We start from the raw sequence: 22,809 nt of genomic DNA on the forward strand, positions 1-22,809 counted from the left end.
AACGGCAGTCTATCTTGCGGCTTACCGTTACCTTGATCGCCCGAAAGCTACGACATGTTGGACTTTTTCTCCCGAGGCACCAAGAGCAAGTCAGATCCGTTGGCCAATGCTGCCGCTGCCAAGGCTTATGCCGATGCACTCAAGCAGGAATACGGCGCGGCTGCTCACGAGAAAATGACCGAGATGCTGGCCGAGGTGAATGCCCAATCAAGCCGGGTGACGGCCGATTTACTGGATGCGGTGTTGACGCTCAATCTGGAAATACAGCCACTGCACGATAATCTGTGTACACAGTATTTCCTCAACTCCCGCATGCCCAAGGTATTGGAAGGGCAGCTGCGCGCCCAGATACTGTCTTTTGGCAAGGAATTGCTGGATTTTTACCAGCGCGCACTGTCATTTGACGTCGATGTCCAGCAGGAGGAGCGCTGCGTGCCATGCTGCCTTTGGTACTGGTGCGCATGATGCATTATTTTGGCGAATTCGCCCGCTGGCAGTATCTGCGGCATTTCAGTCCTGATGATGTGTTCTGGCTAAATGTAAACCAGCTTTATCGTTTCGCTGAGAAAATGCGGGTTGATTCCACGCCTGTTTTTCTATTCGGCGAGGAAAGTCCGGGTACGACAGTACAGGATCAGTATCTGATCATGCTGATGCTGTCCTTGCTCAGTAGCGGTAATCTCACCCAGCGCCAATTCAATTTTTCCTATCATATTCTTTGCCTGGTTTCCAATCGCATGTCGCTGCACCCTGAATATGCAGAGGATGCCAGTTTTGTAGTTGTGCTGAATGAGGCAAAGCCCGCCATGCGCCCAGTGGGGGATATGGCTGGTGACGCTGCGCGTTACTGGTCGACGGCAGACATGGTGGAAATCATCCATGGCTGGGCCACCGTGATGGAAGGTGGCCGTTTGCCGCCCGAGCTCAAGCCCCTGATCGAACCCGGTATCGATGCAGGCCTGCTGCGCATGTTGTGCCGTGAATGGGCTGCGCAACCGGTACGCTTTGAGCGGGCAGAGCGCACGGCGGTGACCAATCGCAATCTTGAGGTAGCGCACCGTCTGTCTTTGTTGCATCGCCTGATTCGCCAGCCGGATGAGGCCAGTCAGGTGCAAACCCGTCAGGCCGACACCGACAGTTTTGACGACGCGGCAAATATCCGCATTTACGGTTTTGTCACCAGTCGCAAGCGTGATCGCAGCACGCTGGCACTGGCGCCGCTGTCCGGCGAAGCTGCCGTACCTGCAGCACAGGCACGTGACGAGTTCTTGCGCTGGACGGTGGACAATGTCAGCCAGACAGGCCTTGGCGTCACCCTGGATGCGCTGGGAAATGAATGGGTCAGCCTGGGCGGCCTGGTGGGTTATCGCGATGTGGACAGCAACAACTGGAGCCTGGGCCTGATCCGCCGCGTCAAGCGTGCCAATCAGCGTGAGCGTATTTATCTGGGCCTGGAGACGCTCTCCAGCCGTCCGGTCGCAGCGTCCCTTCGTCCGGTAGACAGCAAGCTGATTGACCCCACTTTGCCGCAGGAAATGGTGTGGTTGTCCGGTCACATTTCCTTGTTCGTTCCTTTTGATCGTGGTGGACGGCGCATCAACGCACTGATCATGCCGATTTCTTGCTATACCCTTGGCAAGCAATACTATATGACAGCCCGCGGCAAGCATTTCCAGATTGCCTTGGGCAAGGTGCTGGAAAAGGGGAGTGACTGGTGTCTGGCCGAAATCGAACTGGTGAAGGCGCTGGAAAAGCTGCCAATCGTCATGTAATGCCTGTCTTGCCGGGCCGCAATAAAAAAAGCCGGAGATTGTCTCCGGCTTTTTTGTTACTCAGGCATGGTCAGCGCAGTTCGTTAATCACCGCGTAAATGGGCGTGAGGACGGCCTCGCCCATGCGCAGGCTGCGTTGGCCATTCCAGCCATAGTCGTCGTCAGGCAGGTTGGCATTGTCCTTGAACGGCATTTCCAGGGTAAAGGCGAGGCACTTGAAATTTTCCCCTACCCAGTTGGTGGCCAGGCTGAGGTTGGCGCTGCCCGGGGCATCCTTTTCGTAACCCACTTCATCCTGGAAGTCGGGGTTGGCCACCATCAGGTAGTGTTTGAACTTCTCTTCCAGCTGGCGGATGGTATCCGTATAAGAGGGCACGCCTTCAGTACCGGCGACGAACACATAAGGCAGCGACTCGTCGCCGTGAATGTCCAGGAACAGGTCAACGCCGGTTTCCAGCATCTTGTTGCGCACCAGCTGCACTTCCGGGCTCTTTTCCGCCGAAGGCTCCAGCCATTCGCGGTTCAGGTTGGCACCGGCGGCATTGGTACGCAGATTGCCCAGAATGGAACCGTCCGGGTTCATGTTGGGCACGACATAAAATGTTGCCTTGTCCAGCAGCGCACGCGAGGTGGCATCCAGCGGGTCGAGCAGACGGTTGAGGAAACCTTCGACAAACCATTCCGCCATGGTTTCGCCCGGGTGCTGGCGGGCGGTGATCCAGATTTTCAGGTCGGATTCAACCTCGTGGCCGATGGTCAGCAGATTGATGTCACGGCCCTGCACGGTGAAGCCAAGATCGTGGATCTGGCACAGGCCCGAGCCTTGTGCCTGGCCCAGCAGGTTCAGGTGCTGCTCGTGCGAATAGGGTTCGAAGTAGGCATAGTACACGCTGTTGGCCAGCGGCACGTGCTCTACCGTCATCACCTGGCCATCATATTGCGCCGGTACGCGGAACCAGTTGATGCGGTCGTAGGAGGCCATCAGCTGATAATTGGTCCAGCCTTCCGGGTAGGCGCACTCGCCGGCATTCAGAAAGCGCAGGGTACAAGCCTGGTAGGCGGCACCTTGCAGGCGGAAATAGAACCACTGGGCAAAGTCCGCGGCATTGTCATGGGGGATCCGCAGCTGAATGTCGTCGAAACTCTCCATCGAAACGATTTCGATACTGCCTGCGTCAAAGTTGCTGCTGATTTTCATGCGTTGAACCTGTCGTCTTTGCCGGAACTCAAAGGAGGAATTGTAAACCCGCCGCGCTGGCTGTGCATCAGACAATAGAAAAAACCCCGCCTTGGCGGGGTTTTGACTGGATATCAGCGTACTCAGGCGCGCTTGGTAGCAGTTTTCACAGCGTCGGCAGTGGCGCTGCTGGCAGCCTTGATGCTGCTGTCGGTGAATTCGGCAACCTGTTGGGCAGCCTTGCTGAAGCTGTTAACGGCGGCGGCGGCAGCAGCCAGCGAAGTCTTGACGGCGTTCAGGGCATTGTCCGAACCTGCGGGTGCGTTTTTGGCGGCACCTTCCAGGGCGGTGATCAGGTTCTTGTTGAAGCTGCCCAGGTTTTCTTCTGCCAGTTTGGACAGTTCGCTTTGTGCAGCGGATACGATTTCGTAAACGTTGCGGGAGTTGGCAACAGCCTTGTCCACGGATTGGGTGGCCAGCTGGTTGATTTGCTTCAGGGCTTCCTGGGCATCAGTGGCGCCGGCAAGGGCCTTGGCAACCTTGACGTTTTCTTCCAGGGTTTGCTTGGAGGCTTCCAGGTTCAGCTTGACCAAGCGTTCAGCGCTGTCCAGGGAGATCTGGGCCACGCGCAGGGCGGCTTCAAAGCCGGACAGGGAGACTTTGCTCAGTTGATCGTTAGTATTGAACATGTAATTACCCTCATCTTTAGATTTCGTGGAAATGACCGACAAGCTCTGTATTGATTGTATCTATTTTTATATTGCACTGCACAATGCAGGCGGAATGTAGCATGGTCCGTGCAAGGACGGTAGAAGTTTTGCTCTAGCTTGTTGTATTTATGATAAATTGCGGGTGCACAACACCAACGACAATAATCCGGGAGTGTTACATGAGTGTTGAAAAAAGGGTCATCAAGAAGTACCCGAACCGTCGCCTGTATGACACGGCGACCAGTTCCTACATCACTTTGGGAGACGTAAAGCAGCTGGTGCTCGAGAACGTGGATATCCAGGTTGTCGACGCCAAGACGCAGGATGACATCACCCGCAGCGTGCTGCTGCAAATCATCCTGGAGGAAGAAAACGGCGGCATGCCCATGTTCAGCTATGAAGTGCTGACCCAGTTCATCCGCTTTTATGGTCAGGCCATGCAGGGCATGATGGGCCCGTTCCTGGAAAAGAACCTGCAACTGTTTGGTCAGATGCAGCACAAATTGCAGGAACAAACCCGTGCACTGTACGGCGACAAGGCGGTGTTCAATTCCACCATGTGGGGGGAATTCATGAAGCTGCAGGGCCCTGCCATGCAGAACGTGATGTCCAGCTATATGGAGCAGAGCACCGGCATGTTCCTGGAAATGCAGAACCGCATGCAAGAGCAAACCAAGCAGCTGTTCAGCGGCTTTGGTTTCCCCGGCTATGTACCGCCGGGCAAGGACGATACTGACAAGTCCTGATGTCAGCGTCCGTCACAACCCGCGTGAGTGCGGGTTTTTTTGTGTCTGCGTTCCTGCTGCTCACCGGCTGTGGTGGCCCCCGTGATTTGACGGAAGAGCAACTGGCCGAGCTGGTGCAGGATGTGTATGTGCGTGTGGCCGATCACCCGCTGGTGCTGCCACGCGTTGCTGTGGGTAGTCAGTATGCAGGAGGGCAGAGCTTTTCTCTGGGTACGGGTAAGGCAGAAGCTACCGCAGCCGATGCCGCGCGGCAGCGCCTGCGCGATGCCAGTGTACCTGCTGCCGCGCTGGAGCTGCCGCAGTTGCGCATCCGCATCAAGAATTATGGCTGGGAAGAGGACATTCCCCAGTCCCAGGTGTTTTGTAGCCAGTTGCGGCGGCAATGGTCGCGTGCACTGTGTAACAACGCCTCGCCGGAGCTGATACAGGCACTGCCAGTTAATGGATTCAGCCTGCTGGCCTGGCCGCTTGCGCCTGAGGCGCGTGCAAGCGTCTGGAGTGCGGATTGCCTGCCCGCCGGGCAGCCACTGCCGGATCTACCGGGCGACGGTCAGGCAAGCATACTGTGCCGGCTTGCAACTTCGAGCAAGGAAAGCCCGCTGTTTCACGCGGTGGTCCATATTGATGAATCGCTGGCTGCCACCTGGGTGGTATGGCCCGGAGCGGGTGAAACTGCGGATGCCAAGGCGCAGCGTGAAGGGCAGGCAATTATTGCCCTGGTACAGCTGGGCATGGGGCCTGCGGAGGATTTCGCCCGCCTGCATCAGCGCATGTGCCAATTGCGGCGTCCGGCAGTCACGGATTCGTCGGATCGCCCGGATTGCCCATGAACGCGCTTTACCCGGCCTGAATTAACACAGCCCCTGTCCACGTGGTGTGGGCAGGGGCTGTGTTGTTTCAGTCTGCTGTGCGGCGATTACAGGCTGGGGAAGGCGAACTGCGAAGCCTCATGGCTGGCACGTTGCGGCCAGCGCTGGGTGATGGTCTTGCGCTTGGTGTAGAAGCGCACGCCATCCGGGCCGTAGGCGTGCAGGTCGCCAAACAGCGAACGCTTCCAGCCGCCAAAGCTGTGGTAGGCCACCGGTACCGGCAGCGGTACGTTGACGCCCACCATGCCCACTTCGATTTCGTCGCAGAACAGGCGTGCTGCTTCGCCATCACGGGTGAACAGACAGGTGCCGTTGCCGTATTCGTGGTCGTTGATCAGCTGCATGGCGTCTTCCAGGCTGTTCACCCGCACGATGCACAGCACCGGGCCGAAGATTTCTTCTTCATAAACCTTCATGCCGGGCTTGACGTGGTCGAACAGGGTGCCGCCGACGAAGAAGCCTTCCTCGCAGCCGGATACTTTCAGGCCACGGCCATCCACCACCAGGGTTGCGCCTTGTTCCACGCCACTGTCGATATAGCCCACCACCTTGTCGCGTGCCGCACCGGTCACCAGCGGGCCCATGTCCAGACCGCAGGAGGTGCCGGCGCCGATTTTCAGCTCGGCAATCTTGGGCTTGAGTTTTTCCACCAGTTTGTCGGCCACCTGGTCGCCTACTGCCACCACTACCGAAATGGCCATGCAGCGCTCGCCGCAGGAGCCATAAGCCGCGCCCATCAGTGCATTGACGGTGTTGTCCAGATCGGCGTCCGGCAGCACCACGGCGTGGTTTTTGGCACCACCCAGCGCCTGTACGCGTTTGCCGCGCTTGTTGGCTTCGGTGTAGATGTATTCGGCAATCGGGGTGGAGCCGACAAAGCTGATGGCTTTCACTTCCGGAGCCTGGATCAGGCCATCAACGGCTTCCTTGTCACCGTTCACCACATTCAGCACGCCCTTGGGCAGGCCGGCTTCATGCAGCAGCTGGGCAATGTACAGGGTGGAGCTGGGGTCGCGCTCGGACGGCTTCAGGATGAAACAGTTACCGCAGGCAATGGCCAGCGGGTACATCCACAACGGCACCATGGCCGGGAAGTTGAACGGAGTGATACCGGCTACCACGCCCAGCGGCTGGAAGTCGCTCCAGCTGTCGATATTGGGGCCGACATTGCGGTTGTATTCACCCTTGAGCAGTTCCGGCACGCCGCAGGCGTATTCCACGTTTTCGATGCCGCGTTGCAGTTCGCCCACCGCGTCTTCCAGCGTCTTGCCGTGTTCTTCGCTGATCAGCTGGGCAATCTTGTCGCGGTTGGCTTCCAGCAGCTGCTTGAAGCGGAACATCACCTGGGCGCGCTTGGCCGGAGGCGTTTTGCGCCATTCCGGGAAGGCGGCCTTGGCACTGTCGATGGCAGCACGCAGGATGGCCTGGTCGGCCAGGGCCACTTCGCGTACCGGCTTGCCGAGCGAGGGGTTGAAGACGGGGGTGCTGCGGCCTGTCTGCTGGACAAGCTCACCGTTGATCAGATGGGCGATGGTGCTCACGTTGGATTCTTTCTTGCTATGCACGGTATTGGTTTGAGTATCAGGCTCAGGCCAGATTGTTCAGTACGCTGCCCACGGCATCGAACAGGGTGTCGAGCTGTGCCGGGGTGGTGTTGAAGCTGGGCCCGAATTGCAGGGTGTCGCCGCCAAAGCGCACGTAGAAACCAGCCTGCCACAGTTTGAGGCCTGCCTCGTAGGGGCGGATGGTGGCATCGCCGTCACGCGGGGCCAGCTGGATGGCACCGGCCAGGCCGCAGTTGCGGATGTCCACCACATGCTGGCTGCCCTTGAGCGCATGCAGCTTGTCCTCGAATACCGGTGCCAGTGCCAGCGATTGTTCGATCAGCTGTTCGCGCTTGAGTACTTCCAGCGTGGCCAGACCGGCGGCGCAGGCCACCGGGTGGCCGGAATAGGTGTAGCCATGGGTGAATTCAATGGCGTGCTGCGGCAGGTTCTGCTGCATGAAGGTGTTGTAGATTTCCTTCGAGGCAATCACCGCACCCAGCGGTACTGCGCCGTTGGTCACCTGCTTGGCGGTGTTCATGATATCCGGGGTAACGCCGAAGTAGTCGGCACCGGTCCACTTGCCCATGCGGCCGTAGGCGGTGATGACTTCGTCAAAAATCAGCAGGATGTTGTTCTGGTTGCAGATTTCGCGCAGGCGTTGCAGATAACCCTTGGGCGGCACGATGACGCCAGCCGAGCCGGACATCGGCTCGACGATGACGGCGGCAATATTGGACGCGTCGTGCAGTTCGATCAGCTTGAGCAGCTCGTTGGCCAGTTCCACGCCGCCGGTTTCGGCCATGCCACGGGTAAAGGCCATACCCGGCTGCAGGGTGTGCGGCAGGTGGTCGGCATCCATCAACTGGCCGTACAGCTTGCGGTTGCCACCAATGCCGCCCAGTGCGGTGCCGCCGATGTTTACGCCGTGATAGCCACGGGCGCGGCCGATAAAGCGGGTTTTGCTGGGCTGACCCTTCAGGCGCCAGTATGCCTTGGCCATCTTGATGGCGGTATCGGCACACTCGGAACCGGAGCCGGTAAACAGCACGTGGTCGAGGCCATCCGGCATGATGCCGGCGATTTCCTCGGCCAGGCGGAAGGCCAGCGGGTGGCCGTACTGGAAGCCCGGCGCATAGTCCAGCGTGCCCAGCTGACGTGCTACCGCTTCCTGGATTTCCTTGCGGTTATGACCGGCACCACATGTCCACAGGCCGGACAGACTGTCGAAAATGCGGCGGCCCTTGTCATCGATGAAGTAATTGCCGTCAGCGGCCACGATGATGCGCGGGTCTTGCTTGAATGCACGGTTGGCAGAGAAGGGCATCCACTGTGCGTCGAGTTTCAGATCGCTAGGGGTGAAGACAGAATGCGGTGCAGACATGATGGCTCCTGGTGCCATGGTTGATGTGCACAGCATGCATCAAACAATAGGTGAGTTAAATTGAAAGTTATAAACGTAAAGGTGAGTTTTTTTGAACGTAATGCCTGCCACCACAGTACTACTGACTGACGGGCTGGCCGGTAGTCAGGCTGGCGGGCTGCTGCGCCAGCCGCCACGCGCGCGGGGTCTGGCCGCAATGTGCCTTGAATGCCCGTGCCAGCGCGGCTTCGCTGCCATAACCTACCGCATCGGCAATCAGCTTTAATGCTTGTCCCTGGCGCAGCATTTGCTGGGCCAGCTGATGCGCCAGCCTTGCAGGTAGGCCCCCGGCGTACTGCCCAGCGTACTGCGGAAGCTATTGGCAAACACGCTGCGTGACATGCCGCAAAGTGCAGCCAGTGCGTCCAGGGTCCAGTCCTGTTGCGGTTGTTCATGCATGGCAACCAGGGCCCGGCGCAGCCTGGGATGGGACATGCCGGCCAGCATGCCGCCGCGGATGGCACCCGTTTCCATCAGATAGCGCAGCAGCTGGATGAAGACCGCCTCGAACAGGCGGTCCAGCAGCGCCTCGCGGCCGCAGTAGTGGTTGAAGGCCTCGGTAAACAGCAGCTCCAGAATGGCTTGGGTGCCGGGAATGTCCTTCAGCGATACGCAGACCACATCCGGCAGCGCCCCGGCCAGCGGGTTGTCAGCACCGCCGTCGAATTGCAACTGGGCGCAGGCGAGGGTGGCACCGGCTTGCGGATCGCTGATAAAGCGTCGTGCCAGCGGGCGCGGGTAAAACAGCAGGCTGGGTTTGCCAATATGCAGCGCAGCCTGGCCGGGGTGTTCCACGGTCAGCTCACCGTGCTGCACCAGATGTAACTGCCCGCCGCTCTCTGGCGTGTCAAAGCGGGTCACCCCGCACAGGCTGCCGGAATGAAACAGGCGCGCACGCACCGGGAAGTGATGCAGCAAGGCGTCCAGCCTGTCGGTACAGGTATCCAGCACTTTGCGACTCCTGATCAATTTATCAATACTTTTTGTAGCATATCGTATTGGCAAGCGCGGTAAAGTGGTTTCTGCCAAACGGCTTGAACCCCCACTCATGCAATACAAGGAATCCACCATGTCCATTGAAAAAGTTCTCTACCGCGCCAATGCCACTGCTACCGGTGGCCGTGAAGGCAGTGCCGAATCTTCTGACGCTGCATTGAAGGTGCAATTGTCCACCCCGCGCGAACTGGGTGGTGCCGGTGGCCCGGGTACCAATCCGGAGCAGCTGTTCGCTGCTGGTTACTCGGCCTGCTTTCTGGGTGCGCTGAAATATGTGGCGATGCAAGACAAGGTGGCCTTGCCTGCCACCACCACGGTGAATGCTACTGTGGGCATCGGCCCGATTCCGACCGGCTTTGGTATTGAAGTGGATCTGCAGATCAGCATTCCCGGTGTCGATACGGCCAAGGCGCAAGCGCTGGTGGAGAAGGCACATATTGTCTGCCCGTACTCCAATGCCACTCGCGGCAATATCGATGTGCGCCTGCAGCTGGTGTAAGCCGACGCCTGATTCACTGCATCACGAAAAACCCCGGTTTTGCCGGGGTTTTTGCATTTGTCCGCCATGAAACATGACTCTGGCTTATGCAGGATTTGTATTGCAAGGCCAATACCGGCCCGGCTGGCCCGGCTTTGGCTGGTCTTTACACTTGTTGACAGAATCATGATCAAAATTAACGATAATTAATAAACAAAACAATAAGATAGGAAGCTGTCAACAGGGTGTCTGCGCATGCCAGACAAACAGAAGCGTGAAGATGGACCACAAGCAAGCACCAGCACCACAAATACAATTCGACATGATTGCGCTCAGCCGCTGGCAGATCCGTCTGCTGCGAATGATGATTCCGCTTGTATTGCTATCGATCCTCATCCTGCCACCGTCCATCATGCCGACCCTGCTGCCCACGGGCTGGCTGGGGCTGGCACCACTCACGCTGGGTATCTTGCTGTCCATGTTTCTGTGGTCAGGTTGTGGTTTTTTGCTCTGGGTCTTGTTCCGTGGCTGTGCCATGGCCAGTGCAGCGCAACAGCAGGAGCTGCAGCGGCTGTTTGCGGATTACCCGGAACTGCATGCCTATCGCGAACGGGTAGCAGCGCTGGGCCGTGGTTTTACCGTGGGCGAACATGAAACCCTGATGGCCTGGCCAGCCATGAAGGCAGCGATTGCTGACGATCTGGATTCGGCAATCTGAAATGCTGCTCATGCCCGGCAGCATTTGCCCACGGCAGGGTGTTTTGACGGAAGCTGCATGGGTATGCACCGGCAAATCGCTGTATAATCTGGCGTTTTTCATTTTTTGCACTACGCCACATGTCCAAAGCTCCTCGTATCGGTATGGTTTCCCTCGGCTGTCCCAAGGCCCAGAGTGATTCCGAACACATTCTTACCCGCCTGCGCGCGGAGGGTTATGAAATTTCCTCCTCCTATGACGGGGCTGACCTGGTGGTGGTCAACACCTGTGGTTTCATCGATTCGGCGGTGACCGAATCGCTGGATGCCATTGGCGAAGCGCTGAATGAAAACGGCAAGGTGATTGTTACCGGCTGTCTGGGTGCCAAGGATGGCGTGGTGCAGAATGCCCACCCGTCGGTACTTGCCGTCACCGGCCCGCACGCTACTGACGAGGTGATGGATGCGGTACACAACTACCTGCCCAAGCCGCACGACCCCTTTGTCGACCTGGTGCCGGATATCGGCATTCGCCTGACCCCCAAGCATTACGCCTATCTGAAAATTTCCGAAGGCTGTAATCACCGCTGTACCTTCTGCATCATCCCGTCCATGCGCGGCGATCTGGAAAGCCGTCCGGTACACGATGTACTGCGTGAAGCGGCCAATCTGGCCCGCGCCGGGGTGAAGGAGCTGCTGGTGATTTCGCAGGACACCTCGGCCTATGGCGTGGATGTCAAATACAAGCTGGGCTTCCACGACGGCCGTCCGGTGAAAACCCGCATGACCGAGCTGTGCGAGGAGCTGGGCAAGCACGGCATCTGGGTGCGCCTGCACTATGTTTACCCCTACCCGCATGTGGATGAAGTGATTCCGCTGATGCGCGACGGCAAGATCCTGCCTTACCTGGATATCCCGTTCCAGCATGCCAGCCAGAAAGTGCTGAAGCTGATGAAGCGTCCGGCCAACAGCGACAATGTGCTGGCGCGCATCAAGAAATGGCGCGAGATCTGCCCGCAGCTGGTGATCCGCTCCACCTTCATTGTCGGCTTCCCCGGCGAAACCGAAGAAGACTTCGAAGAACTGCTGCAATTCCTGCGTGAAGCCCAGCTGGACCGCGTGGGCTGTTTCACCTATTCCGCAGTCGAAGGCGCCACCGCCAACGACTTGCCGGATCAGGTGCCGGAAGATGTCAAAGAGGCGCGCAAGGAGCGCTTCATGGAAGTGCAGGCTGAAATCAGCGCCCGCAAGCTGGAAGCCCGTATCGGTCAGCGCCTGACCGTGCTGGTGGATGAAATCGACGACGAGGGCACTGCCATCTGCCGCAGCTATGCCGATGCGCCGGAAATCGACGGCCTGGTGTTTGTGGAAGATGCCACCGGTCTTGAAGCCGGCCAGTTTGTCGAGGTGGACATTGTCGATTGCAGCGAGCACGACCTGTGGGGCGAGCGCGTCTGATTCCGTGCTGAGGATGACAAGTTGAACAAACGGCGTTCCTGCGGGAACGCCGTTTTTGTTGCTGCAGCCTAGTCCTTGAACGCGGGCAGGCTCAGCGTGAAGCAGGCACCGCCATCCGGATGATTGTCGGCGCTCAGTTGCCCGCCATGGCGTTCGACAATGCCATAGCTGATGGACAAGCCAAGCCCGGTGCCCTTGCCGATGGGCTTGGTGGTGAAGAAGGGGTCGAAGATCAGTGGCAAGGCTTCCTCGCTGATGCCGCTGCCATTGTCGTGCAGTTGCAGTTCCACGCTTTGTGCCTGACGGGTGATGCTCAGATCCAGCCTGGGCTTCATGGTTTTTTCGATGGCATCAAACGCATTCTGGATCAGGTTCACCAGCACCTGTTGCAACTGGTTGGCCGAACCGCACACCCAGGCGGGGGCGTCCAGCCCGATATTGATGACTTCCACCCGGAATGGCGCGGCACGGCTGACCCAGTGCAGCGCGCGCTGGGTAAGGTCGGCCAGATCCACCCGTTGCCGGGTGTTTTCTTCCACCGCAGAAAAGCGTTTCAGTGCATCCACGATATGCCCGCTGCGCTCGGCTCCTTCCATCAGCCCCTCGCTGAGCGAGGGCAGGTCGGCAATCAGACGGTCGATTTTCAGCTCGATACGCAACGCCTGGTTTTCCGGACTCAAGTCATGGGCGTGAATGGCGTTCAGGTAACGGGTGAGCTTGGTGGCATAGCGCTGCATGGCGTGGGCATTGCCCAGTACAAAACTGATGGGGTTATTGAGTTCGTGCGCCACGCCCGCCACCAGCCGGCCCAGCGAGGCCATTTTCTCGGCTTGCACCAGCTGGGCCTGGGCGGATTTCAGCGCCTGATGCGCTGCCTGCAGCTGGGCATAGGCGCGCTTGAGTTCGCCCACCGGCCGGCCGACAGCGACAAAGCCGCTGTAGCGCCCTTCACCGTCATACAGCGGGCTGACATTCCAGGTGACCGGTACCGGCTCGCCCTGCTGGCGGGGCAGGGCGATTTCCACATCCTGCACATCGCTGCGCCCGGCTGCCAGCAGGCTGGCAATCTGTTGCCGGGACTGGCTATCCTGCACCAGTTCGGTCAGATCGCAGCCGACCAGTGCATTTTCCGACCGTCCGGTCAGCTGCAACATGGCGCGGTTGACCTGGCGCACCTTGCCCACGGTATCGCACACGATCAGCACGTCGGTCATGGCTGCCAGCACACCCTCGGTGAAGTGATGGGCCTCGGCCAGTTCCCGGTGCTTGGTCTCCAGCGTTTCCTGTGAGGCCACCAGTTCGCTGTACACCTCATCCATGCGCTGGATGACATCAATCCAGGCTGATTCGGCCAGTTCCTGTCCGGCTGCAGCAATGCTGTCGTCCGGCAGGCTGACTGGCGCATGCAGGGCATGGTGCGATACGGGCATGACGGCGGTTTCCTGTAAGGGGTGGTGGTTTCATCCGATGGATTGTCCGGCAGGCATGTCTGCCGGGCGAGAGCGGCGGCCTGGCGGTCCGGCTGTACTGATTTTATGCCGGGAGCCAGCTGCCCGGCATTTTTCTTTTGTGGCTTTCCCTGGTGCCCATTTTTTTTCTTCTTGTTTTGGTGGGGGCGCTTGCTTGTGATACCCCTGAGTGCGCCTGCTGGCAATGCATTGACGGGTTGGCAGCGTTGAACTTGCACTGAATAGTGACAATTTAAATATGGTTATAAATTGCAGGTAGCTGCAACTCAATGGAAACCATGGCTGGAATAGGGAAATGGCTAGTCGTAAAAGACTAGTGATAACTGAAAAGACTATTTGATGTGACTCCTGTGGCAGTTAAACTTTTTCATGTGGAAATAATTTAAACGATTAACTTTAAAATAACGGCTAAAAAGAAAGACTTTTTATAGTAATAACAAAGTATTGAAAAAATCAGTAAATTGTCATGGATTTGCTATACTTGCACCCTAAAATTCAGCGCCGCATCAGTAAAAAACACGGGTAATCCATTGCCTGATGTCGGCTCACTCGCTTGGTCCTTTCGCCTGAATGGAATAAAGATCTCCGCTTGAGCGGATTAGATTCTTGTCCATTACTGTCCTTTTTCTCTCCGGTTTGGAGACGTGAATGACGTTGTTTTATTGGGGATTCATCAACAAAAAATCTGCACAAATTAGTAATGACAAATAGCTATATGCTTTTGAAATTTAATGATATTGGACTTTTGTGGTGAGCCGTCACGGGTTTGCCATTGTGCGTGCTGTTGTTGTGCGCTTTCCGTGCCGGCCATGGCAGGGCCGTGCCGGATGTTCTTGCCTTACAAACAAACCAGACTGAAACCGCTATGCGAAAACTAGTCTTGGCCATCAGCATGGCCTTTGGCGCATTGGCTGCCTCGGGGGAGGCTGCGCCGCTCTGGAAGAGCAAGGCCTATGATGCAGCCATCATCCAGGCACGGCAGGGCAATACCCGGCCTGCGTTGCAAATGCTGGAGCAGGAGGCGGGCAAAGGCCCGCTGGCTGAACCCTTGCTCAACGACTACATCACCTTGCTGTGCTGGGACCAGCAGTACGCCAAGGCCATCAAGGCAAGCCAGGGCAGGGAGGATCAGCTGCATGCCGATACCCTGCGACTGCTGGCAGCCAGTTTGCGAGGCCGCAAGGAATTCGCCAATGCCAGTCGATTGTATGGCCTGGCCAGAGTCCGTGGGGGCGATATCAGCAGCAGCATCCAGCAGGCCATGAGTACGGCTGAGGGCGGTGACATTAACCGTGCGCTGGATATCCTGAACCAGACCAATCCGGTGTCGCACGCCGATGGGCTGGAGCTGACCCGGGCCAGGGCCTATGTGCTGATGTTGCATGGCGATCAGGCCCGCTCGCTGGATTACATCCAGGACAATCTGCAACGCTACCCGGCCGACCCGGTACTGATGGCCTTGAAGCAGGATGTGCTCACCCGGCTGGGTTTGCCTGATCTGGACGGCAAGCCCGGTGCTGAGCTGAGCGAGACGGACCGGCAGCAGATTCTGAAAGTTTCTACCATCGAATTGAAGGGCGCCGGTGAATTCACCACCGAAACCTACAAGCGGCTGATTCCGGCAGCATCCTTCTTCAATAACTACGTGGTGCTGCTAAGCCAGAAAAACCACCTGGACAGCGCGCTGGACATTGCTGCGAAGAACCCTGCCTTGCTGACGCGCAAAACCCTGGCCGTGCTGCAGCAAGCCAGCGACAGCCAGGGCAAACCGGCACAGCGCGAGCAGGTGCGGCAGTGGATCAGCCAGTATTACGGCATTGATGGCGATGATGCCGGAACGCTGGTGGATAGCAGCGAAGTCGCTCCGGTCAGCCCGGAGCTGGCCGAAGTCCGCGCCCACGCCGATGCCCTGCGTCGTGAGGGTGCTTACGCACAGGCGCTGGTGTACTTGAGCCGTTGGCAGGCCCGCTATGCCGACGACCCGGTACTCAACGCCCAGTACCGCAGCGTGCTGGCCAGCCTGCAAATGCTGGATGCCCAGCAAGCCTTGCTGGATCGCCCGGCACTACCGGGCCAGGACCCGCACTGGTCGCTGGACCAACAACGTGGCCTGCAAGCCATCGAATGGGCACAGGTGCGTGCCGACCTGGATGAAATCCGCGAGATGCAGCAGATGCTGGACCAGGCACTGGAGCAGAATGCCCGCTGGCTGAATGCCCCCGGCCTTACCCCGGCCATGCAAGCCAGAACCATTGATGTACGCCTGCAATTATTGCAGCGTCGCGGTCGGCCGGAAGATGCCGTCCAGCTGTTCGAACAGCATCCGCAGCTGGCTTATACCGCCAGTGCTTATGGCGCGGTGGCCGCATCTTATCTGGTACTGAAGCAACCGGAAAAAGCTGCCGGCCTGTTTGGCAAAGCCCTGGACAAGGTGCGGCGCGACGACCCCAAGGCCGAGTGGCAAGTGGGCCTGGCCTATGCCCAGCTGGAATCCGGCCAGTACAAGGCGGCAAGCCAGACCATGGCTGATGCGCTGCGCACCACGCCGCGCAGCAGTGCCGACCCGCTGACCGGTAATCAGCGCTTCAACCCGGATTACCTGTCGCTGGCCTATCACCAGGCCATGATCACCGCCTTTCTGGGTGATGTGAAAGGTGCACAGCGGCAAATGGACAGCCTGCTGGACCTGGCGCCATTTGCCGCGCAAACCCGCATCGGCATGTCGCAGATTGCCCTGTTGCTGGAGTCGCCCACCACCACCAAGGCCATGCTCAAGCGCCTGGCCGTGGACGATGGCCCGGAGAAAAACTGGGACGTGATGGTGGGACAGGTGGAGGCCGACCTGGCGCGGCAGGACTTCCAGCAAGCGCGACGACTGCTGGATGAACTGGAAACCATGCCGGTGGACTCGGCCGAAAGCCGGCTCAAGCTGACCGAGCAGCAAGAGCAATACCGCGCCTTGATGGGGCCGGAGCTGGTGGTGGAGGCCGGGCACGACCTGGGCAGCAGCCAGGGCACCAGCATGCACAATGCCTATGACAGCCAGACCCGGCTGTACAGCGCCACCTACAACACTCTGCGCGTATTTGCCCAGCACCAGTTCCAGACCGCCGACTTTGCCTCCACCACCGGGGTGGGCAGCGACAAGGTGCGCTTTGAAACGGCCGGGCTGGGCCTGCAATACCGCAGCCAGTACGGCACCGGTGAAATCGGCGGTTTCAGCCAGCTCGATGGCCACGCCATGCAAGGCGGCTTTGCCGGTTTTGACTGGACGGTGAACGACAACTGGCTGCTGGGTCTGCGCTACGAGAAAAACAGCATGGCCACGCCGCTGGAAGCACGCCAGAGCGGGGTGTACGCCAACCGCCTGCTGGGCAAGCTGGAGTACAAGCGTGACGACCTCACCACGGTGGAATTTGAAGCCTCGCAAATGGACTTCACCGACACCAACCGGCGCCAGGGCTTTGCGCTGACCGTGAACCAGACCCTGATCAAGGGGCCGATCTATCAGCTCAACGGCATTCTGGAAGCCAGCACCAATCACAACGACGTGCTGGACACGGCCAACTACTACAGCCCGCACCGCGACCTGGATACCAGCATCACCCTGATGAATGACATCACGCTATGGCGCTATTACGACAACAGCTTCCATCAGCGCATCGGCATCAGCGGCGGGCGCTATTACGAAACGGCCTTCGGCAGCAAGAACACCTGGGCCTACACCATCGAACAAGTCTGGGATTTCAAAAAAGGAGGGGAGATCCGTTACGGCTTCTCGCGGTCCATGCACCCCTATGACGGGGTATCGGACGGTAGCAACCGCATCTATCTCTTCCTGGACTGGAAAATCAAATGAAAAACCTGATCCGCATTCTGCTGCTGGTACTGGGCATGTTGCTGTCGCTGCATGCCGGGGCCAGCTCCGCCAACTCCAAACTGATCATCCTGTGCTACCACGAAGTGGCTGAAGATGCCTTGTCGCTGTCCGACCCGTATGCGGTGGATGTGCAGCTGTTATCCAAACAACTGGCCTGGATGAAAGGGCAGGGTTACCACTTTGTCAGCGTGGATGACATTCTGTCCGACCGCAACGGTACGCGTCCCTTGCCGGAAAAAGCCGTACTGCTGAGCTTTGACGACGGTTACCAGAGCATGTACAGCAAGGTTTTCCCCATTCTCAAGCAGTTCAAGGCCCCGGCCGTGGTGGCGCTGGTGGGTTCCTGGCTGGTGCCGCGGGACGATCAGGAAGTGCAATACGGCGACATCTGGGTGCCGCGCAGCCGTTTTCTCAGCTGGGATGAAATCAGGGAAATGAAAGCCAGCGGGCTGATTGAAATTGCCAGCCATTCCTACGCCATGCACAAGGGGGTGATGGCCAATCCGCAAGGCGGCTCCGAACCGGCTTATACCAGCCCCAGCTGGAGCGAGGGCAAGTACGAAAGCTACGACGCCTATCTGGCCCGCGCTGCGGCGGACATGAAAAAGAACAGTGACTACCTGGCAGAAAAGCTGGGCGAGCGTCCGCGCGTGATGGTGTGGCCGTATGGTGCCTACAATTTCCGCGTGACCAAGCTGGCGGGTGAGCTGGGCATGCCCATCACCATGAGCCTGGACGATGGCATCAACACCGGCAAGACACCACTGGAAGCCATGCGCCGCGTGCTGATGGATGCGCGTACCAGGATTCCGGAGCTGGCCTTCCAGTTTCACCAGCTGGAGAAGTTTCCCGATGGTGTGCGACCGGAATCCAGCCGCATCATGCATGTGGACCTGGACTACATCTACGACCCGGACCCGGCTCAGCAGGACAGGAACATCGATGCCCTGCTTGATAGGGTGAAGGCCATGGGTGTGAGCACGGTCTACCTGCAAGCCTTTGCCGACCCCAAGGGCACTGGCGAAGCCGAGGCGCTGTATTTCCCCAACCGTTACCTGCCAATGCGCGCCGACCTGTTCAACCGCGTGGCCTGGTCGCTGGACACCCGCTGCGATGTGAAAGTGTATGCCTGGATGCCGCTGCTGGCTTTCAAGCTGCCGGACAGCAACCCGGTGGCCGGCAAGCTGGTGCTGGCTGCCTCGCGTGACGGTTCGCCACCACAGGTGAAAGGCTATCGCCGCCTGTCGCCGTATTCGGCCGAGGCCCGCGCCACCATCCGCGGCATTTACGAAGACCTGGCACGCGGCGCTCACTTTCATGGGCTGCTGTTCCATGACGACGCCACCCTGTCCGACGATGAAGACGTCAGCACCGACGCCCAGGCCTGGTATCAGCAACAGGGCCTGCCGCTGAACCCGGCCGAGGCACGCAAGGACCCGGCCACCCTGGCACGCTGGACCAGCGAAAAGATCAAGCGGCTGGATGACTTCAGCCTGGAACTGGCCGAGCTGGTGAAAACCTACGAACCGGCGCTCAAGGTAGCCCGCAATTACTACGCCCCGGTGGTGCTCAACCCGGCCTCGGAAACCTGGTTTGCCCAGTCCTACCGCAGCGGTTTGCAGAACTACGACTACGTTGCGGTGATGGCCATGCCTTATATGGAAAAGGCCGAGCAGCCCAGGCAATGGATGCAGGCGCTACTGAAGGACGTGAAGGACATTCCGGGTGCGCTGGACAAGACCGTGTTCGAACTGCAAGCCACCAACTGGCGCACCAATCAGCCGGTACCGGCCGAAGAGCTGGTGGAGACGGTGAATACCCTGCACGAGCAAGGTGCCCGCCACTTTGCCTACTACCCGGATGACCAGTTCAAGGACCAGCCAAAGCTGTCGGTCATCCGGCGGGTGTTTTCCATGAAATCCAATCCGGCCGAATAAGGGGAGACCACGATGAGCACATTGATTGCAGTGATTCTGGCCTTCGCCTTCTACTACCCGCTGTTCATGGCCTGGTTGTGGATGCAGGGGGCGGTGTTCTACTACTGGCATTACGAGCGCAAGGACCCGCCGGTCTCCCAGCCGCCAGTGCTGGATTACCCGCCGGTTTCGGTCATCATTCCTTGCTACAACGAGGGGCAGAATGCGCGGGAAACCATCGGTGCCGCGCTGGCGCTGGATTATCCGGATTTTGAAGTCATTGCCGTCAACGACGGCAGCACCGACGACACCGGCAGCATCCTGAACGAACTGGCGGCCAGCAACCCGCGCCTGAGGGTGATTCACCAGTCACCCAATCAGGGCAAGGCGGTGGGGCTGAACACCGCACTGGCTTTTTCGCGCAACGAATACCTGCTGTGCATTGATGGCGATGCGGTGCTGGACCCTTATTCCGCCAAATGGCTGCTGCGCCACTTCATCAGCTCGCCGCGCGTGGCGGCTGTCACCGGCAACCCGCGTATCCGCAACCGCACCACACTCCTGGGGCGGCTGCAAGTGGGGGAATTCACCGCCATCATCGGCCTGATCAAACGTGCCCAGCGTGCCTATGGCCGCCTGTTCACGGTGTCGGGCGTCATCAGCGCCTTTCGCAAGTCGGCAGTGATAGAAGCGGGCATGTGGAGCGAGGACATGCTGACCGAGGACATCGACATCAGCTGGAAGCTGCAACACAAGCACTGGGCCGTGCGCTTCGAACCGCATGCGCTGGTGTGGATCCTGATGCCGGAAACCCTCAGGGGCCTGTTCAAGCAGCGGGTGCGCTGGGCCAAGGGCGGCACGCAGGCGCTGATGCGCAATGCCTGGGTGTTCACCAGCTGGCGGCACCGTTACATGTGGCCCATCTATCTGGAGTATTTCCTCAGCGTGGTGTGGTCGTACAGCATGGCCTTCGTTATTTGCTACTGGCTGGCTTCGCTGCTGCTGCCCAACATGCTGCAATCCATCTCCAGCCCCTTCCTGCCGGGCTGGTACGGCCTGCTGCTGGGCTATACCTGCCTCACCCAGTTTGCCGTGAGCAAGGCCATCGACAGCCAGTATGACAAGGGGCTGGGCAGGAATTACTACTGGATGATCTGGTATCCGCTGGCGTACTGGCTGCTCAATGTGCTGACTTCGGTGTACGCCTTTCCTCAAGCTGTCATCAGAAAGAAAGGGACCCGGGCCCGCTGGACCAGTCCCGATCGGGGAGTTCATTATGGAAAATAGTGCCGACAAACTGATTATCGAAGCGCCGCACCTGCTGTCGCCGCCGCAGCGCTTCCTGTCCTGGTTCCTCACCACGCTGGGCTGGGTGGTCTGGTGCTATCTGTGGCTGCCGGCATGGCAGTGGTGCGCGGATGTATTGCAGTCCGGAGGCGTGTTCGATTCCGCGCGCAGCAGTGGCGAGCTGATCACGCTGGGCATCTACACGCTGATTGGTGTCACGCTGGGCACCGCTCTGGTGGTATGGGCCATGTCCAGTTACTACAAGTACAAGGGGGTGGACCGCCGCAAACCGCGCGGTAATGCCAGACCGCAAGATGTCGCCCGGCAGCTGGGCATTCCGCTGGAAGTGCTGCTGGCGGGCAAGGACAAGCAGGTCATGGTGGTACACCATCTGACGGATGGAGGCATTGCCCGCGTGGAAGCCTTGGGCTGAGTGCTTTTCCTGTTCATCTGCAACCCCGTCAGGCCTGGCAAGGCCGGGCGGGGTTTTTTGATGGCAGCGCAGGCTTGCGGATGCCGCACGCGCAGTCGCATGGCATGATATGGCATTCACCATCACCGGACTCACACCATGTTTGCCCATGCTTTTGCCTACAAACAGTGGGCCGACCAGCGCACCTTGCAGGCCATCGCCACGCTGGATGCCACTCTTCAGTCAGCCACTATGGGGTTTGTCTGCCAGCAGCTCAATCACATGCTGATCGTGGAAGAGTTGTTCCGCGCCCGCTTGCTGGGCCTGCCTGCGCCGCATGCTGCCACCAACAGTGCGCAACTGCCTGAACTGACCGAGCTGGAGCGCCGTCTGCTGGCGTCCGACGCCTGGTTTGCCAGCCATGTTGCCGGCATGGAACCGGACCGTGCGGCAGAAATCATCTGTTTCGTGTTTGCCGATGGCCTGGCAGGCAGCATGAGCCGGGAGGAAATCCTGTTTCACATCCTCAATCACGGCACCTATCACCGTGGTGCCATTGGTCATGCGCTGGAGCTGGCCGGGGCACAGCGGCCGGCGGATACCTATACTGTTTACATTCATGCTGCACAGCCAGAACGAAGACTCAGCTAAACCTGATTGATCGCTGTTGTCTGTCTGAGCGGCGGGGCAAGCCGTAGTGAGTGGAGCTGATACAGGGGGATGTCATGACGCGGTGCTCAAGCCTGCTGCTGACTTTGCTGGGACTGATGCTGTCAGCTTGTCAGCTGACTCCGGATGAAGGCAGCCTGGGACGTGTTCTGGTCAGCGAGGTACCGACGCAACGCGCCGCGCTGCATCAGTTTGCGCAACTGGAACCATGGCTGGAGCAATTTGACAGTGAAATCCGCGCCGGGCGGCTGGTGCAGGTGCGGTGTGTGATTCCGGATGAAAAGGCATACGATGGCTATCGTCAGTGGCAGCGCTTGCTGTTGTTACCGGCGCGTGGCACGGTGCAGGAGAAGGATTATGTCCGGATCAGCAAACATGCTGATCCGGCATTGAGCGGGAAGTTGTTCCAGTACCAGGCCACCATCGACGATGCCTCCGCCCTGCCGTTTTATCTGCATAGCTATCGCCCCGGTGGCACGGTATTCCGGGAACTGGAGTGCCGCTTCGGTGCGGATGGTGTGCCGCAAGCGGTTGAAGCAGGCATGGCTGTCCAGGCATGGACGCTGGACTTTGCCCGAGCCGAGCGGGCCAGGCACCAGCAGTTTTCCGATGCGGACTTTGCTGCCGGTCGGGTAGGGGTCGGGACCTGTGCGCTGCGCGACATCTTTGGCGAATATTACTATCAGCCAATATGGCTGTTTCATGTAGCTGAGGGCAGCCAGATCCGCAAGGGCGACGTGGTTGAGCTACGGTTTGGCGAGACCGAGTCGGGTGGCGGTGTTGGCCATGTTTCCACCATGACGCGCAAGCTGGGCAAGCGCGAGGACTTTGTCAGCAACACCAACCCGCTGTTTACCTGCCGTTGATCCCGGAACCGGGCAAGCGCACATGGCCGGACATGAAAGATAAGCTGCGCTAGTGCGTGGTACACACCTGACAGGGGTCGAAGCTGCGCACGATGTGCTGCACGTGCAAGGCTTGCGGGTCGCTGGCTTCCACCCCTTCCAGTGCCTTTTCCAGCGGGCCGGGCAGGCCCTGGCTGTCGCGCGGCGAGAAATTCCATGTCGTCGGCGCGATGATCTGGTAGCGGCTGATGCGCCCGGCATCCAGTGCCACCCAGTGCCCCAGCATGCCGCGTGCCGCCTCGGTCAGGCCGATGGCCTGGCTGTGTTGTGGCTGGGTGGGGGTGGCCAGCTGGAATGCGTCGTCCAGTTGCAATGCCGCCAGCCATTGTTCCATCTGCGGCACGATGCGTGCCACTTCGGTAAGGCGCGCCACCACCCGGCTCAGTACATTGCCACCATGTT

The 22,809-nt window shown here is 59.1% G+C and carries 21 protein-coding genes; 13 read left to right on the forward strand and 8 right to left on the reverse strand.

The genetic code is table 11. From position 1 onward, the window contains the following. Positions 1-54: 54 nt before the first annotated feature. Positions 55-465: a hypothetical protein gene (locus AWT75_RS07295; protein ID WP_062788510.1), complete on the forward strand. Its 411-nt coding sequence runs from the start codon at positions 55-57 to the stop codon at positions 463-465. Beyond that, positions 438-1,772, forward strand: coding sequence for a hypothetical protein (locus tag AWT75_RS07300; protein WP_062788512.1), 1,335 nt, complete (start codon positions 438-440; stop codon positions 1,770-1,772). The genes AWT75_RS07295 and AWT75_RS07300 overlap by 28 nt, the downstream gene beginning before the upstream one ends. 70 nt (positions 1,773-1,842) lie before the next feature. On the opposite strand, the gene AWT75_RS07305 is transcribed toward AWT75_RS07300, so the two are convergent. Next, positions 1,843-2,970, reverse strand: coding sequence for a M14 family metallopeptidase (locus AWT75_RS07305; RefSeq protein WP_045845154.1), 1,128 nt, complete (start codon positions 2,968-2,970; stop codon positions 1,843-1,845). A gap of 122 nt (positions 2,971-3,092) precedes the next feature. Continuing rightward, positions 3,093-3,638 (reverse strand): phasin family protein, encoded by a 546-nt coding sequence (locus tag AWT75_RS07310; protein WP_045845153.1) that lies wholly within the window; start codon positions 3,636-3,638, stop codon positions 3,093-3,095. Positions 3,639-3,838: 200 nt separating this feature from the next. Between AWT75_RS07310 and phaR the strand changes: the two genes are divergently transcribed. Continuing rightward, positions 3,839-4,405, forward strand: coding sequence for a polyhydroxyalkanoate synthesis repressor PhaR (phaR, locus tag AWT75_RS07315; protein WP_062788515.1), 567 nt, complete (start codon positions 3,839-3,841; stop codon positions 4,403-4,405). A gap of 41 nt (positions 4,406-4,446) precedes the next feature. Next, positions 4,447-5,235, forward strand: coding sequence for a hypothetical protein (locus AWT75_RS07320; protein WP_153013260.1), 789 nt, complete (start codon positions 4,447-4,449; stop codon positions 5,233-5,235). Positions 5,236-5,321: 86 nt separating this feature from the next. Here the strand turns inward: AWT75_RS07320 and AWT75_RS07325 are convergent, their stop codons facing one another. From AWT75_RS07325 to AWT75_RS07335, 4 genes are all read right to left on the reverse strand, one after another. Further along, a complete protein-coding gene (locus AWT75_RS07325) occupies positions 5,322-6,815 on the reverse strand; it encodes a CoA-acylating methylmalonate-semialdehyde dehydrogenase (RefSeq protein WP_045845329.1) in 1,494 nt (497 codons plus the stop codon). 46 nt (positions 6,816-6,861) lie between these two features. Continuing rightward, positions 6,862-8,202: an omega-aminotransferase AptA gene (gene aptA / locus AWT75_RS07330; RefSeq protein ID WP_045845150.1), complete on the reverse strand. Its 1,341-nt coding sequence runs from the start codon at positions 8,200-8,202 to the stop codon at positions 6,862-6,864. 118 nt (positions 8,203-8,320) lie between these two features. Next, positions 8,321-8,488 carry a helix-turn-helix domain-containing protein gene (locus AWT75_RS22095; RefSeq protein WP_204376895.1) on the reverse strand — a complete coding sequence of 56 codons (168 nt, stop codon included), beginning with the start codon at positions 8,486-8,488 and terminating at the stop codon, positions 8,321-8,323. Then, positions 8,464-9,192, reverse strand: coding sequence for an AraC family transcriptional regulator (locus AWT75_RS07335; protein ID WP_204376896.1), 729 nt, complete (start codon positions 9,190-9,192; stop codon positions 8,464-8,466). The genes AWT75_RS22095 and AWT75_RS07335 overlap by 25 nt, the downstream gene beginning before the upstream one ends. Positions 9,193-9,310: 118 nt before the next feature. Between AWT75_RS07335 and AWT75_RS07340 the strand changes: the two genes are divergently transcribed. From AWT75_RS07340 to rimO, 3 genes are all read left to right on the forward strand, one after another. Continuing rightward, the gene (locus tag AWT75_RS07340) at positions 9,311-9,736 is read left to right on the forward strand and encodes an organic hydroperoxide resistance protein (protein ID WP_045845327.1); all 426 of its coding nucleotides are present in this window, start codon (positions 9,311-9,313) and stop codon (positions 9,734-9,736) included. 259 nt (positions 9,737-9,995) lie between these two features. Next, the gene (locus AWT75_RS07345; RefSeq protein ID WP_062788520.1) at positions 9,996-10,433 is read left to right on the forward strand and encodes a hypothetical protein; all 438 of its coding nucleotides are present in this window, start codon (positions 9,996-9,998) and stop codon (positions 10,431-10,433) included. Between the two features lie 119 nt (positions 10,434-10,552). Next, complete coding sequence (rimO, locus tag AWT75_RS07350; protein WP_062788522.1) at positions 10,553-11,869, forward strand: 30S ribosomal protein S12 methylthiotransferase RimO; 1,317 nt, start codon at positions 10,553-10,555, stop codon at positions 11,867-11,869. Positions 11,870-11,937: 68 nt separating this feature from the next. On the opposite strand, the gene AWT75_RS07355 is transcribed toward rimO, so the two are convergent. Further along, positions 11,938-13,299 carry a PAS domain-containing sensor histidine kinase gene (locus tag AWT75_RS07355; RefSeq protein ID WP_062788524.1) on the reverse strand — a complete coding sequence of 454 codons (1,362 nt, stop codon included), beginning with the start codon at positions 13,297-13,299 and terminating at the stop codon, positions 11,938-11,940. 904 nt (positions 13,300-14,203) lie between these two features. Between AWT75_RS07355 and AWT75_RS07360 the strand changes: the two genes are divergently transcribed. The 6 genes from AWT75_RS07360 (at position 14,204) to AWT75_RS07385 (ending at position 22,368) form a co-directional block, all read left to right on the forward strand. Next, positions 14,204-17,197: a PgaA family protein gene (locus AWT75_RS07360; RefSeq protein ID WP_153013261.1), complete on the forward strand. Its 2,994-nt coding sequence runs from the start codon at positions 14,204-14,206 to the stop codon at positions 17,195-17,197. Then, entirely contained in the window at positions 17,194-19,155 is a 1,962-nt protein-coding gene (gene pgaB / locus AWT75_RS07365; protein WP_062788528.1) for a poly-beta-1,6-N-acetyl-D-glucosamine N-deacetylase PgaB, read from the forward strand. Before AWT75_RS07360 ends, pgaB begins: the two co-directional genes overlap by 4 nt. 12 nt (positions 19,156-19,167) lie before the next feature. Then, positions 19,168-20,421, forward strand: a complete 1,254-nt coding sequence (gene pgaC / locus AWT75_RS07370) for a poly-beta-1,6-N-acetyl-D-glucosamine synthase (protein ID WP_062788530.1) — start codon at positions 19,168-19,170, stop codon at positions 20,419-20,421. Further along, entirely contained in the window at positions 20,411-20,854 is a 444-nt protein-coding gene (gene pgaD / locus AWT75_RS07375; RefSeq protein ID WP_045845143.1) for a poly-beta-1,6-N-acetyl-D-glucosamine biosynthesis protein PgaD, read from the forward strand. Before pgaC ends, pgaD begins: the two co-directional genes overlap by 11 nt. 138 nt (positions 20,855-20,992) lie before the next feature. Then, positions 20,993-21,484 (forward strand): DinB family protein, encoded by a 492-nt coding sequence (locus tag AWT75_RS07380; RefSeq protein WP_062788532.1) that lies wholly within the window; start codon positions 20,993-20,995, stop codon positions 21,482-21,484. A gap of 74 nt (positions 21,485-21,558) precedes the next feature. Continuing rightward, the gene (locus AWT75_RS07385; protein ID WP_062788534.1) at positions 21,559-22,368 is read left to right on the forward strand and encodes a hypothetical protein; all 810 of its coding nucleotides are present in this window, start codon (positions 21,559-21,561) and stop codon (positions 22,366-22,368) included. 49 nt (positions 22,369-22,417) lie between these two features. On the opposite strand, the gene AWT75_RS07390 is transcribed toward AWT75_RS07385, so the two are convergent. After that, positions 22,418-22,809: nickel-dependent hydrogenase large subunit (locus tag AWT75_RS07390; RefSeq protein WP_193394066.1), on the reverse strand; the 392-nt coding region annotated here is incomplete at its 5' end.

The sequence above is a fragment of the Aquitalea pelogenes genome, from assembly GCF_001515305.1.
GTDB classification, from domain to species: Bacteria; Pseudomonadota; Gammaproteobacteria; order Burkholderiales; family Chromobacteriaceae; genus Aquitalea; species Aquitalea pelogenes.